Genomic DNA, 13,757 nt, shown 5'->3' on the forward strand with positions numbered 1-13,757 from the left:
ATGTCGCCAAGTTTTTATAACCATTCACTGGCGTATTTTTGAGCGGGGATTGGTGATTTTCTGTGAAGTCCCGCTTGTGCCGCCGATCTACAGGGAGAGATCATGAAGCTGCAGCAGTTGCGTTATATCTGGGAAGTGGCCCATCACGACCTCAATGTTTCTGCCACGGCACAGAGCCTGTACACCTCTCAGCCTGGAATCAGTAAACAGATCCGGTTACTGGAGGACGAGCTGGGGGTTGAGATTTTTGCCCGCAGCGGCAAGCACCTGACACGGGTCACCCCCGCGGGTGAAGCCATCCTGAAAACTGCCGGCGAAATCATGCGCAAGGTGGAAAATATCAAGCAGGTGGCGCAGGAGTTCAGTAACGACAAGCGCGGCAGTCTCGCCATCGCCACCACCCACACTCAGGCTCGGTACGCCTTGCCACCGGTAATCAAAGGGTTTATCGCCCGTTACCCCGAAGTCTCCCTGCATATGCATCAGGGGACACCGATGCAGATCTCCGAGATGGCTGCCGACGGCACCGCCGATTTCGCCATTGCCACTGAGGCTCTGGAGCTGTTCAGCGACCTGGTGATGATGCCGGTTTACCGCTGGAATCGCTGCATTCTGGTCCCCAAAGACCACGAGCTTTGCCAGCTTTCCAAGTTGACTCTGGAAGATGTGGCCAAGTTTCCCATTGTCACTTATGTGTTCGGGTTTACCGGGCGCTCCAAGCTGGATGAAGCCTTTCTGGAAAAGGGATTGTCCCCGAAAGTGGTGTTTACTGCTGCGGATGCTGACGTGATAAAAACCTACGTCCGCCTCGGTCTTGGTATCGGGATTGTGGCAGACATGGCCGCAATTGAAGACGAAGACAGCGATCTGGTAGCGCTCGATGCCAGCGAGCTTTTCGAGTCCAGCATTACCAAAATCGGCTTCCGCAAGGGAATTTTCCTGCGTGGATTCATGTACGAATTCATTCAGCAGTTTGCACCGCATCTAACCCGGGAGTTGGTGGAGCAGGCATCGCACGCTTCCTCCCGTGCGGAAGTCGACGAGCTGTTTTCACACATTGAGCTGCCAGTCTATTAGGGGATGCGAAAGAGTGGGAGATGCTCCGTCTGCAACGATCGGAGCATCTTGATAGCAGGTAGGAAAGCAGGTGGACAACTCATCAGAAGCTTTTCAGGGGCCGCATCTCAGGACAGCCTCTTCAGTACCTCTTTGGCAAACTTGAAGTAAACGGTATACACCTCGGGTTCTTTGCCTTCCTCTTCAACCACAAAAAACGGAGCGCGATTTACCTGCAGTTTCTGCGCGAGTTGCATGCCGGCACTTTCCGGGTCCCTTTCATCGGCAATCAGAACGTTATCAAGATATCGTTCCTGATCATTCTCCTTGAGCTTTTGCTCCACGTCCTTACATTTGGCACACAGGGATCCGTCTGCAAGGATTTTCTTTACCAGGGTAATCTGCATTGGCAACCGCCTTGTTGAAATGCAGCGCTCCCGCTGCAAAAGGTACAAACTCTGAATAGACTGTGGGCATCGGAAGTGGCCCAGACTGGCGCGAAATCTAGCAGAGCAGTGGCGGCGGCGGAAATACCGTTGGGCAATAGATTTATAACTTTTGCGGTGGGTTTTCCGATCGGATGGATACGCTGGGTGGCCGCCGGCGTCGCTATCGTGCCTGATGCTTTTTGTCGATGGCAGCGAGAAACTCGCTTTCCAGCGTCTCCAGTAACAGGCCGACTTTCTGCAGGCACTCGCGATGTTCGGCAGCAGGGTTCGAATCCGCCACTATCCCACCGCCAGCTGCACACTGTAAGCGTCCGTCACTGGCGGTCAGCGTGCGGATGGCGATATTGGTATCTGCTCGCCCACAGGTGCTGATGTAGCCGATACTGCCGCAATAGATGCCGCGAGGGCTCAGCTCGAGCTCGCGAATGATTTCCATCGCGCGACGCTTGGGAGCGCCGGTAATGGAGCCGCCGGGGAAGCAGGCTGCAAGCACATCGGTAAACTCCTGCTCATCCGGCAGTTGCCCGGTCACCGTGCTTACCAGATGGTGCACATTGGCAAAACTCTGTAGCGCGAACAGCTCCGGCACGCGGACACTACCGCGCCGACACACCTTGCCGAAATCATTGCGCAGCAGATCCACAATCATCAGATTTTCTGCCCGATCCTTGACGCTCTGCGACAGCGCCTCGGCATAGTCCCGATCCGCTTGCCGGGTTTTACCCCGGGGTGCCGTCCCTTTGATGGGCTCGGTTTGCAGCTGGTCACCATCGGCATGGATAAAACGTTCCGGCGAGAGGCTGAGTATCTGGCCGCCGGGCACTGAGAGATACGCAGAAAAAGGGCCTGCGGCCACTTTGCGCAACGCCAGATACGCCCCTAACGAATCGCCCTCAAACTCTGCGGTAAATCGCTGGGTAAAGTTAGCCTGGTAAATATCACCCGCGCGGATGTAATTCAGAATCCGCTGGACCTGCGCCTGATACTGTTCCGCGGTGAACTCGTGGCGAAACCGACTGCTGAGTGAGAATGTCTCGGCGGTTGCAGGTTGTGTCCAGTCAATGGCCTTGAAGCGCGCGCTCAGATCGCGAACCTGCGCTTGAGGCGTCGCCGGATGTATGACGAGATGACTGTTGCGCAAGTGATGATCCGCGATAAATGCCCAGCTATACAGGCCAAAGAATCCGGCCGGCAGCGGTGTTGTGCGCTTGTCTGATGGTAGGAAGTTGCCACGGTGTCCCAGCTCGTAACCGGCGAACCCGATCGCGCCGCCACTAAACGGGAGTTGGCTGTCAATTTCCTGGGGGGCCAATTCGCACAAAAGGTCATCTACCGCGGCGAAAGGCGCCGTTGTGCCTGCACCCAATGTCAGCTGATTGAGCGGGTCTGCACTGATGATATCGAATCGCCCGCGATTCGATGCCGGCACGCCAGAGTCCAGCCACACAGGCATTGGCAGATCCAGGACTGCACACATTGCCTGCGCGGTGTTGGGGGAGTAGGGCAGTGAGATTATTTGCACAATATCGACCAGATGCCTGTTGAACCGCAATTCAGGCCCCCTGCGTAAAACCGAGCCGGAGAGGCGCCGCCGAGAGGGGACTTCAAAGAGGCGCTACTTTACTCGAAATTACCGGGATATCACTATCAATCTAGCTGATTTTTCGCTCGATTCCGGCTTGTGACATCAGTCGTGTAGCGAGCTCTTCAATGGAGAGCTCTGTGGCGTCAAGGCTGGGAATCTGGGCGCGGCGCAGCATCTGTTCTACCTGACGCACCTCAAACTCGCATTGCTCCGGAGACGCATAGCGACTGTTGGCGCGTCGTTCCTGACGAATACTCATCAAACGCTTGGGGTCAATCGTGAGTCCGAACAGTTTGTGCTGGAAGGGGCGCAGAATTTTCGGCAGTGCTGTTGAGTCCATATCCTCTTCCGTGATCGGGTAATTGGCCGCTCTGAGCCCGAACTGCAGCGCCAGATAGAGGCATGTTGGGGTTTTGCCGGAGCGCGATACACCCACCAGGATCACATCCGCGCGCTCGAACTCCCGGGTGCGGCGCCCATCGTCGTTATCCATGGCGAAGTGCACGGCATCAATCCGCTCACTATATCGTTGGTCATTGGCGATACCGTGGGAGATCCCCACTGTATGCGCGGGATCTGTACCAAACAGGTTGGCCAGCGGTGCAAGATAACTCTCAAAGACGTCCAGCATCAGCGCGGAACACTGGTGCAACTGCCGGCGAATCTGGTCGGAGACGATACTGGAGATAATGATGGGCTGCAGGCCGGACTCCTCGGCTGCCGCCTCGATACGGCGGAGCACCTGGGTGACCTTGGTGTCCGAATCGATGTAGGGCAGGGTAACCTGCTCGACGGATTGCCCCCGAAACTGTGCGAGCAGGCTGTGTCCGATGGCCTCTACCGTCAGGCCGGTACCGTCGGAAACAAAAAAAGCGGTGCGCTTGCGACGGTTGGTATCGATGTCCGGGGTCATAGTATTTGATATCTCTGATTGGGCGACTTTATTGTTCCAGAAGATTGGCAGGCCTTTGGCGTGCAGTGTACCGGCTACCGGCAGTGCGGCAAAACAGGGGATTCACAGCGATTCTTGTAGAAAAATTACAACATTTTAACCCGAATTTACGGGGTATTATTTACAAAACCCATCCTTATAATCTGCGCCACTAAACAGCAGTTGCAGAGGGTATTCCATTGACCACTTACACACTCGAATTCGCCAAGCTCGGCATGGCGGATGTCGACAAGGTCGGCGGCAAAAACGCATCTCTCGGCGAGATGATTTCTTCCCTGGCGGATGCCGGTGTCAGCGTACCGGGCGGTTTCGCGACCACCGCAGACGCGTTTCGGGAGTTCCTCTCCAGCGCTGATCTGGACACCCGAATCGCCGAGCGCCTGAAAGGGCTCGACGTAGAGGACGTGACCGCCTTGGCCGCTGCCGGGCAGGAGATCCGCCAGTGGCTGCTGGATGCGCCGTTCCCGCAACAGCTGGAAGCGGAGATCCGCGCAGGCTATGACGCCCTCGGTGGCGGTAACACCGCCGTGGCTGTCCGTTCTTCTGCCACGGCAGAAGACCTGCCCGACGCCTCCTTTGCCGGCCAGCAGGAAACCTTCCTGAATATCCGCGGAATTGACGCGGTGCTGACGGCGGTGAAGGAGGTCTTCGCCTCCCTCTACAATGATCGCGCGATTGCCTACCGGGTACACACCGGGTACGCAGATGTAGGCGTAGCGTTGTCCGCGGGCATCCAGCACATGGTGCGCAGCGAAACCGGTGCTTCCGGGGTGATGTTCACCCTCGACACCGAAAGCGGATTCCGCGACGTGATCTTCGTGACTGCCGCCTATGGCCTTGGCGAGACCGTTGTTCAAGGTGCGGTGAACCCGGACGAATTTTATCTCTACAAGCCGGCTCTGGAAGCCGGGCGACCGGCAATTCTGCGCCGCAATCGCGGCAGCAAAGCCATCAAGATGGTCTATGACGACAGTGGCGACTGCGGCCGCTCGGTCAAAACTGTGCCTGTAGAGGAAGCTGACCGACAGCGTTTCGCGCTGACCGACAAAGAGCTTACCAACCTGGCCCAGCAAGCGCGCAAGATCGAAGATCACTACCAGCGCCCGATGGATATTGAATGGGCCAAAGATGGCGACAGTGGCAAGCTGTTTATCGTACAGGCGCGTCCGGAGACTGTCCGCTCCCGCGATAGTGGCAGCAGTATCGAGCGCTACAAGCTGCACGAGCGCGGAGACGTGCTGTGTGAAGGCCGCGCCATTGGCCAGCGTATTGGCTCTGGCCGCGTGCGGGTGCTGGAGTCTGTGGAAGACATGGCCAAAATGCAGGACGGGGAAGTACTGGTCACAGATATGACCGACCCGGATTGGGAGCCGGTGCTGAAAAAAGCCAGCGCCATCGTGACCAACCGCGGTGGCCGTACCTGTCATGCGGCCATTATTGCCCGTGAGCTGGGTATTCCTGCGGTCGTGGGTTGTGGTGATGCTACAGAGAAGCTGACCACCGGGACACCGGTTACCGTGACCTGTGCCGAGGGGGATGCCGGGTTTGTCATGTCCGGTGAACTGGATTTTGAGCGCTCCCTGACCGAGATCAGTGATATGCCCGAGCTGCCGTTCAAGATTATGCTCAATGTGGGTAATCCGGATCGTGCTTTCGCTTTCAGCAATGTACCCAACCAGGGCGTTGGCCTTGCGCGTCTCGAGTTTATTCTCAATCGCATGATCGGCATCCACCCCAGAGCGCTACTGGAGCTGGATCGCCTGCCGGAAGACCTGCAGCAGAGCATCCGCAACCGTATCGGCGGCTACGCATCCCCTGAAGACTTTATCGTTGAAAAACTGGTAGAAGGCATTTCCACGCTGGCCGCGGCGTTCGCACCCAACCGCACCATCGTGCGTCTGTCAGATTTTAAATCCAACGAGTACGCACACCTGGTGGGTGGGCAGATGTATGAGCCCAGTGAAGAAAACCCGATGCTGGGTTTCCGCGGGGCCGCCCGCTATCGCTCCGAAGATTTCCGCCAGTGCTTCGCGCTCGAGTGCCGTGCATTGAAGAAAGTCCGCGATGAAATGGGGCTGACCAACGTTGAAATCATGGTGCCGTTTGTTCGCACCCCGGACGAAGCCCGTCAGGTGGTGGAACTGCTGGAGGCCAATGGTCTCAAACGCGGTGAAAATGGCCTGAAACTGATCATGATGTGCGAATTGCCCTCGAATGCCCTGTTGGCAGACGAGTTCCTACAGTACTTCGACGGCTTCTCAATCGGCTCCAACGACCTGACTCAGCTTACTCTGGGGCTGGACCGGGATTCCGGCCTGGTGGCAGAGCTGTTTGATGAACGGGATCCGGCAGTCAAGATCCTGCTTACCCATGCGATCCGCGCATGTAAAAAAGCGGGCAAGTATGTGGGTATCTGTGGCCAGGGGCCTTCCGACCACAAGGACTTTGCACAGTGGCTGATGGACGAGGGGATCGACAGCGTCTCTCTCAACCCGGATACAGCGGTAGATACCTGGCTGTATCTGGCCAATGAACAGAAAGAGCAGCCTCACTGATAACGCGTACGATCAACGCCGTCATCCTCTAAGAACCAGATGGAAGGGGCAGCCCCTTTCATCTGGTTTTTTGTTGTTGATTTCTGAAAATACAAGCTTTAACGCGAAAATTACCCGCATTCCTGACGGAATGAATTTGCTACCACACAGGCCTTTCACGGCCATTCGTTCTCCACTGGCACACCGTACAACCTTGCGGGACCTACAGTCCCACACTATGCAGATTGCCAATTCTGCTATCACGTATTTCTCGAAAGATAAATTCTGTCTAAGCATCGGCGCCCCTCGCAATAGAATCGAGACAAGTGGGTACTTGTGCGAGAGCAAAAAGGGTTTCACCTGAGCCCCGTGCGCAAACCCCGGTTATTGAGCTTGATTCTTGAGAGAGTGACTTCAGAGAGGTACCGACATGCTGAAACCTGCGCAGAATTTCCACCCAAATACACGCCAGGTCGGATCCCCCGGCAGGTACACAAAAAGGGTTACACAAGCGGTTCACGGGTGCGTGGGCGCTGCCCAGGGAACGCTCAGTCCTCTTTACCTGCTACAAATGTTCTTGCTCATTCTGTGCCTGTTTGTGGCTGGTCCGGCATTGGCACATGGTAGTAACTGGTTTGATGAGCAGGCCGCGGCCAGCTCTTCGGGCTCGCCCTCTATCCGGATTGATTTGTCAGAGCAGAAAGCTTACTTCTACAAGGGCGGACAGCTGGTTGGTGAATCGCTGATTTCCTCAGGGAAAAAGGGGTTTCGGACCAGTCCGGGTAATTTTCGCGTACTCGCCAAGCGTCCAAATCACCGCTCCAGTATTTACGGAAGCTTTGTAGACCGCAGTACCGGCCGAGTAGTAAAGGCAGATGTTGATACCCGCAAGCACCGTCGTCCGCCGGGCACTTATTACCGCGGGGCAAAAATGAACCACTACATTCGCTTTAACGGCGGGATTGGTCTGCACGCCTCTGGCCATGTGCCGCGCTACCCTGCATCACACGGTTGCGTGCGGATGCCCCCGCATATGGCCCGCGTGTTTTTCCGCTACTCGCGTGTGGGTATGCCAGTAAAAGTCACGTACTGACGGTGCGTTACAAACGGTGCAGTACAAGCAAAGTACTTGTCATGGCACCCCCTCAGGCCGGGTATTATCCATCGGAAAAATACCCGGCATTTTTATGCGTTTGCTGTGGCTGGATGCCGATCGCGATACCATCCGGGCTTAATTGAACCAACCAGGAGCAGCATTATGCCTCAGCAACGTCAGCGGTACAGCACACCGGATCTTTGTGACGACTACCCGGAACTGGTGCAGGTCGTAGAGCCGATCTTTGTGAACTACGGTGGGCGAGAGAGTTTTGGCGGTCAAATAGTCACCATCAAGTGCTTCGAGGACAATTCGCTGGTGCGGGAACTGGTGGCGGAAGAGGGCACTGGGAAGGTACTTGTTGTCGACGCTGGGGGCTCCATGCGTAGGGCCTGTCTGGGGGACCTGTTGGCGGAAAAGGCGTTCAGCAACGGTTGGGAAGGCATACTGATGTACGGCTGCATCCGCGATGTGGATGCGATTTCTGAACTAGAGTTAGGAGTACAGGCACTAGGCACTCACCCCATGAAGACCGAGAAAAAAGGTATCGGGGAGCGGGGTATTGCAGTGACCTTTGGCGGTGTGACCTTTAAACCCGGAGAATATCTCTACGCCGATAATAACGGTGTGATTGTCTCTCCCAAAGCACTTAACGAAGTTGGAAATCACTGAATCTCTTTTATTTATACTCGTCCTCCTCTCGGCTCTGGCACATGCTATCTGGAATGCGGTAGTCAAACACAGCGATGAGAGTTTTCTACAACTCGCGATGATTCGCAGTGTCGGCCTGCTTGCGGGCGCGGCACTGGCGACCCAGGTACCACTACCCGGAATGCAGGCGTTGCCCTACCTGCTGGGTGGTGCCGTTTTCCAATACCTCTACTTTTTTCTCCTGTCGCGCTCCTACCAAGCGCTGGATTACGGTACCGCATACCCCATTGCCCGTGGTGTTACGCCATTGATGGTAGCCAGCGCCGCGCTGGTGTTTCTGGACGAGTCCCTGCAGACGCTACAGATTATCGGGGTGCTGCTGATTACCTGCGGGATATTCAGCCTGATTCTGAAGGAATTGAATGTCGGCACCAGAGGAGTTCTCTACTCACTAGGCACCGGTATTGCGATCACCGGCTACACCACTCTGGGCGCCGGCGGTGTACGCTCGGCAACGGAGCCACTGTCGTTTGTGGCCTGGCTGGAAATTCTTTCTGGCGGCGGAATTATCCTCTCTGTGCTGGTTACCCGGCCCCTGAAGGGGCTCGCATTTGCACGTAAGAATTTGCTGCGAAGCTCCTTGTCAGGTGTTCTGGCCACGATGGGGTTCGGAATCGCGTTGTGGGCAACGTCCATGATGCCGGTTGCTGCCGTGGCGGCGACACGGGAATGCAGTATCCTGTTCGCGTCCGCCATCTCGGTATTTCTTATGAAAGAGCGATTCTCACCCCAGAGAGTGCTCGGGGCGTTGATCATCTTCTGTGGTATTGGCACGCTGGCACTTGCCTGATATTAAAAAAGCCAGTCGTTTTTGCCTATAGTTGCAGACAGTCACTATCACCTACATCACCGTCATCTTCACCACAGTCACCCATTCAAACAGTCATAAAGGATCAGCATGAGCAATCTGCGCCAAAAGTGGATAACTGCGCCGCTTCTGAAATGGATCAAGAAGGTACTGCCTCCGATTTCAGATACCGAACGGGCTGCAATGGAGGCGGGCGAGGTCTGGTGGGACGGGCAGCTGTTGTCCGGCAAGCCAGACTGGGATCAGCTGTTGGAAATGGGACCGCCAGAACTGAGCAAAGCAGAGCAGGCATTCCTTGATGGCCCGGTAGAAGAGCTCTGCAGAATGATCGACGACTGGCAGATCGCACAGGATCAGGACCTGCCGCAAGAAATCTGGGATTTCATCAAGAAAGAACGCTTCTTCGGCATCATCATCCCAGAGGAGTACGGAGGTCTCGGGTTTTCTCCCACAGCACACGCGCAGATCGTTACCAAGATCTCCACCCGCAGTACCACCGTTGGCGTCACCGTGATGGTGCCGAATTCTCTCGGCCCCGGCGAGCTTCTGATGGCGCACGGTACCGAAGATCAGAAGAATTACTACCTGCCGCGCCTGGCCGATGGGCGCGAGATTCCCTGTTTTGGCCTCACCAGCCCGGAAGCGGGCTCAGACGCCGCCTCCATGGTCGATAAAGGCGTGGTCTGCTACGAAGAGTACGAGGGCAAAAAGACCCTGGGCATGCGCGTCAACTGGCACAAGCGCTACATCACCCTGGGGCCCGTGGCCAGTATCCTCGGGCTGGCTTTCAAACTGTATGACCCGGACAGGATCCTCGGCGATGAGGAAGAATTGGGCATCACCGTCGCGCTGGTACCCACTGATACGCCGGGAGTAACTATCGGTCAGCGTCATTTGCCCGCCATGCAGGCATTTCAGAACGGCCCCAACTGGGGGAAAGACGTATTCATTCCAATGGAGTGGATCATCGGCGGTCAGGAAAATATCGGGCACGGTTGGAGTATGTTGATGAGTGCCCTGGCAGCGGGGCGCGGTATTTCACTGCCATCGCTGTCCACCGGCGGCGCTAAAATGGCTGCTCGCACCACCGGTGCCTACGCGCATATTCGCGAGCAGTTCGGTATTCCCATCGGCAAGTTTGAAGGAGTACAGCGACGTCTGGCTGAAATCGCCTCTATTGCCTATGTGCTGGACTCAGCGCACCAGACCACCACCAGAGCGCTGGATCAGGGGCGCAAGCCCGCAGTGGTCTCAGCAATCATGAAAGCCCATGCCACCAATGGCCTGCGCCAGGCAGTGAATGACGCCATGGATATTCACGCGGGCAAAGCGATCATGGACGGCCCGCTGAACTATCTGGGTAATGTCTACCGCGCCGTACCAGTTGCAATCACCGTAGAGGGCGCGAATATCCTGACCCGCAGCCTGATGATTTTCGGCCAGGGCGCCATCCGCTGTCATCCATACCTGCTGCAGGAGATGGAAGCCGCCACCAACGACGATGAAAAGGCCGGGGTCGCAGCACTGGATGCACTGCTCCCCAAACACTTCCTGTTCCAGGTCAAAACCTTCTGCCGAGCGGTGTTCCACGGTTGGACCGGCGGCCTGTTTGCCAGCAGTCCGAAAGGGGTTGGTGATGCCGCGAAATACTATCGGCAGATGAACCGCTATTCAGCGGTGCTGACCCTGGTCACTGAGATTTCCCTGATGTCACTGGGCGGAGAACTCAAACGCAAAGAGTTGATTTCCGCGCGCCTCGGCGACGTATTGAGCCAGTTATATCTACTGAGTGCAGCGTTGAAGCGATTCAATGACGACGGTAGGCCGGACGGGGATAAGCCGCTGCTCGAGTTTGCCATGCGCGCCGGAATGCACAATATCGAGGTCAGCCTGATCGAAGTGTTCCACAATTTCCCGATCCGGTTTGTGGGGCAGATCATGCATTTCCTGACCATGCCCTGGGGACACAGCATCCGCATGGCCTCGGATCGCCAGGCCCGCGCTTGCGCAGAGCTGATCATGCAGCCCTCGGAAACACGCGATCGTCTTACCGCCGGCGTGTTTCTCGGTCAGGAGGGCGACGGTATCGACCTGGTGGAGCAGGCCTTTCTACAGAGCTGTGAGACCGCGCCTATCCGCGACAAAATGAAAAAGGGGGGCGTGCGTGCGCTCAGTGAATCCGCTATCCAGGAGGCACTGGAAAAGAACCTGATCGGTGAGGAAGAGGCGGACAAGATCCGTAAAACCGCCGCCGCGGTGGATAAGGCGATTCAGGTCGACCATTTTGATGCGTTGAAGTAACTCAACCACCACTATGCCACTATAACGCCGGCAGGAACCGCGGATGTCAGAACTGCAGCAACCATCACAGCCCCCCGTATTCGATGATGTGGAGGCCTGCGTAGACGCAGTGTTGGAGAAGACCGGTAACCGTGTGGTGCTCGGGTTGCCACTGGGCATTGGCAAAGCGAACCACTTTGCCAATGCCCTCTACGCCCGTGCCGAGAAAAACCCGGAAATCTCCCTGACTATTTACACCGCACTCACACTCGAGCGCCCCAGTGGTAGCAGCGATGTCGAGCGTCGATTCGTACAGCCGTTGCTGGATCGGCTTTACGCGGATTATCAGGACCTCGCTTACAATCAGGCGCGTCGCAAGGGCCTGTTGCCGGACAACGTGGAAGTGTCCGAGTTTTTCATGCAACCGGGGAGCTTCCTGAAAAACCCCAGTGCCCAGCAGAGTTACGTCAGCGCCAATTACACCCATGTGCCGCGAGACTTACTGGATCGTGGTGTCAACGTGGTTGGCCAGATGGTTTCCCCAGCCCCGGACGAAAGTGGTGATTTCAGCCTCAGCAGTAATCCGGATCTCACCTTGCCAGTACTTGAGTTGGCAAAAGAGCGGGACTATGGCCCGATTCTGCTGGTAGGCGAGGTTAACCCGCATCTGCCGTTTATCGGCGGAGACGCGCGCCTACCAGCAACACGGTTTGATTTTCTACTCGAGGGCGATACCTTCGCCCAACCGATATTTGCGGCACCGAATCCGCCGGTCCGGCTCACAGAGTATGCACTCGCCTTCCACATTGCCGGTCTGATACCGGACGGAGGCACGCTACAGGTGGGCATCGGTGCTCTGGGCGATGCAATCTGCCATGTGCTGGCGCTGCGCCACACCCACAATGCCGACTACCGGGATATTCTCCAGTCTCTGCATCTGGACAAGGATGACGTGTATTGCCGAATGCCATTGGCCCTGGAACCCTTTGAGCACGGACTTTACGGTGCCAGTGAAATGGTCCCGGAAGGGTTCCTGCATCTGCGCAAGACGGGCGTCCTGAAACGCGAGGTTTATCCCGATGTCGCCCTGCAGAAGCTGATAGCGCAGGGGAAGCTGAATGGCGAAGTGAATGAACAGACCTTGATTGCCCTGCACGAGGCCGGTCGCATTGATTGCCCCCTGACGGAGTCGGACACCGAATTCCTGCAGTCCATGGGTATTGTGGATCCCGGTTACAGCTGGCGCGGACACCGTTTTCTCGATGAGCATGGCGAGCTGGAAGAGTGCGACCTACACAGCAGCAAGGGGCGGCAAAAGCTGCTCGGCCGCTGTGCCGGCCAGCGGATCAAGGGCGCCACCTGGTTACACGGCGGTTTCTATCTCGGCTCCAACGCGATGTATCAGGCCTTCAGGGACATGCCGGAAGAAGAGATGGCCGGCCTCAATATGACAGCCATCGACTTTATCAACGAACTGCAAAAAGATCGCGACCTGAAGATTGCCCAGCGCCAGCATGCGCGCTTTGTCAATTCCGCTATGATGGTCACGTTGAACGGTGCGGTTATCTCCGATGGGTTGGAGAATGCCCAGGTGATCAGCGGCGTCGGCGGCCAGTACAACTTTGTTGCCCAGGCCCATGAGCTGCCCGGTGGCCGCTCCGTTATTGCCCTGGCCAGCACCCGGGTCAGCGGTGGGGAAACCCGCAGCAACATTGTGTGGGAATACCCGCATTGCACGATTCCCCGTCACTTGCGAGATATGGTGGTTACCGAGTACGGCGCAGTGGATCTACGCGGTAAAAGTGATCGCGATGTGATCGCCGCAATGCTCGCAATTACGGATTCCCGTTTTCAGCAAGAGCTGCTGGAGAAAGCCAAATCTGCCGGCAAGATCGAATCGGATTATGTTATCCCCGAGCCGTTCTGCAACAACACCCCGGCACGACTAGACGCGATTTTCGAGCAGGGGCATCGCCTGACACTACTGCCGTACTTTCCGCTGGGCACAGACCTGACGGAAGAGGAAGCGCAATTGGCGGTGGCCTTGAAAGGATTGAAAGCGCGAAGCCGCAAAGTGTGGAAGCTGTGGCCGTTGCTGCGCAAGGGGGTAGGTATCTGGAAGACCCGCGACGGCAGTGAAGAAAGGATCCATCGCTGCCTGAAACGTATGGATTATGAAAATACGGATAGCTTTGAGCATCGGCTTTCGGCTTACCTGGTGGCCGGGGCGCTGGATCACTGTGTGGATGGACGCAGACCGCTTATTGGTCTGAAGCCATAGTCCGG

10 protein-coding genes are annotated in these 13,757 nt (G+C 56.6%); 7 read left to right on the top strand and 3 right to left on the bottom strand.

The window, feature by feature from the left end; genetic code table 11:
- Positions 1-102: 102 nt before the first annotated feature.
- Positions 103-1,077: an HTH-type transcriptional regulator CysB gene (gene cysB, locus LPW13_RS06935; RefSeq protein ID WP_230438715.1), complete on the top strand. Its 975-nt coding sequence runs from the start codon at positions 103-105 to the stop codon at positions 1,075-1,077.
- 107 nt (positions 1,078-1,184) lie between these two features.
- Here cysB and LPW13_RS06940 read toward each other — a convergent pair whose 3' ends face one another.
- The 3 genes from LPW13_RS06940 to ppsR form a co-directional block, all read right to left on the bottom strand.
- The gene (locus tag LPW13_RS06940) at positions 1,185-1,463 is read right to left on the bottom strand and encodes a hypothetical protein (protein ID WP_230438716.1); all 279 of its coding nucleotides are present in this window, start codon (positions 1,461-1,463) and stop codon (positions 1,185-1,187) included.
- A 202-nt stretch (positions 1,464-1,665) separates the two neighbouring features.
- Positions 1,666-3,027: an aminodeoxychorismate synthase component I gene (gene pabB / locus LPW13_RS06945; protein ID WP_230438717.1), complete on the bottom strand. Its 1,362-nt coding sequence runs from the start codon at positions 3,025-3,027 to the stop codon at positions 1,666-1,668.
- A gap of 130 nt (positions 3,028-3,157) precedes the next feature.
- On the bottom strand, positions 3,158-4,003 hold the full coding sequence (ppsR, locus tag LPW13_RS06950) for a posphoenolpyruvate synthetase regulatory kinase/phosphorylase PpsR (protein ID WP_230438718.1): 846 nt from the start codon (positions 4,001-4,003) through the stop codon (positions 3,158-3,160).
- Positions 4,004-4,221: 218 nt separating this feature from the next.
- Here ppsR and ppsA point away from each other — a divergent pair, with 218 nt between their 5' ends.
- The 6 genes from ppsA (at position 4,222) to LPW13_RS06980 (ending at position 13,752) form a co-directional block, all read left to right on the top strand.
- Positions 4,222-6,597: a phosphoenolpyruvate synthase gene (gene ppsA / locus LPW13_RS06955; protein WP_230438719.1), complete on the top strand. Its 2,376-nt coding sequence runs from the start codon at positions 4,222-4,224 to the stop codon at positions 6,595-6,597.
- Positions 6,598-7,006: 409 nt separating this feature from the next.
- Entirely contained in the window at positions 7,007-7,669 is a 663-nt protein-coding gene (locus tag LPW13_RS06960) for a L,D-transpeptidase (RefSeq protein ID WP_230438720.1), read from the top strand.
- Between the two features lie 165 nt (positions 7,670-7,834).
- Positions 7,835-8,344, top strand: coding sequence for a ribonuclease E activity regulator RraA (gene rraA / locus LPW13_RS06965; protein ID WP_230438721.1), 510 nt, complete (start codon positions 7,835-7,837; stop codon positions 8,342-8,344).
- The gene (locus LPW13_RS06970) at positions 8,331-9,173 is read left to right on the top strand and encodes a DMT family transporter (RefSeq protein WP_230438722.1); all 843 of its coding nucleotides are present in this window, start codon (positions 8,331-8,333) and stop codon (positions 9,171-9,173) included. The genes rraA and LPW13_RS06970 overlap by 14 nt, the downstream gene beginning before the upstream one ends.
- A 108-nt stretch (positions 9,174-9,281) precedes the next feature.
- Positions 9,282-11,492 (top strand): acyl-CoA dehydrogenase, encoded by a 2,211-nt coding sequence (locus LPW13_RS06975; protein WP_230438723.1) that lies wholly within the window; start codon positions 9,282-9,284, stop codon positions 11,490-11,492.
- Positions 11,493-11,535: 43 nt separating this feature from the next.
- Positions 11,536-13,752, top strand: coding sequence for an acetyl-CoA hydrolase/transferase C-terminal domain-containing protein (locus tag LPW13_RS06980; protein WP_230438724.1), 2,217 nt, complete (start codon positions 11,536-11,538; stop codon positions 13,750-13,752).
- The last annotated feature ends 5 nt before the right edge of the window (positions 13,753-13,757 follow it).

The sequence above is a fragment of the Microbulbifer celer genome (assembly GCF_020991125.1).
In the GTDB taxonomy this organism is placed as follows: Bacteria; Pseudomonadota; Gammaproteobacteria; order Pseudomonadales; family Cellvibrionaceae; genus Microbulbifer; species Microbulbifer celer.

What these genes read in the sequence shown, in the direction of transcription:
- cysB (WP_230438715.1), top strand. Translation starts at nt 103, where the DNA reads ATGAAGCTGCAGCAGTTGCGTTATATCTGGGAAGTGGCCCATCACGAC.
- LPW13_RS06940 (WP_230438716.1), bottom strand. Translation starts at nt 1,463, where the DNA reads ATGCAGATTACCCTGGTAAAGAAAATCCTTGCAGACGGATCCCTGTGT.
- ppsR (WP_230438718.1), bottom strand. Translation starts at nt 4,003, where the DNA reads ATGACCCCGGACATCGATACCAACCGTCGCAAGCGCACCGCTTTTTTT.
- LPW13_RS06960 (WP_230438720.1), top strand. Translation starts at nt 7,007, where the DNA reads ATGCTGAAACCTGCGCAGAATTTCCACCCAAATACACGCCAGGTCGGA.
- rraA (WP_230438721.1), top strand. Translation starts at nt 7,835, where the DNA reads ATGCCTCAGCAACGTCAGCGGTACAGCACACCGGATCTTTGTGACGAC.
- LPW13_RS06975 (WP_230438723.1), top strand. Translation starts at nt 9,282, where the DNA reads ATGAGCAATCTGCGCCAAAAGTGGATAACTGCGCCGCTTCTGAAATGG.
- LPW13_RS06980 (WP_230438724.1), top strand. Translation starts at nt 11,536, where the DNA reads ATGTCAGAACTGCAGCAACCATCACAGCCCCCCGTATTCGATGATGTG.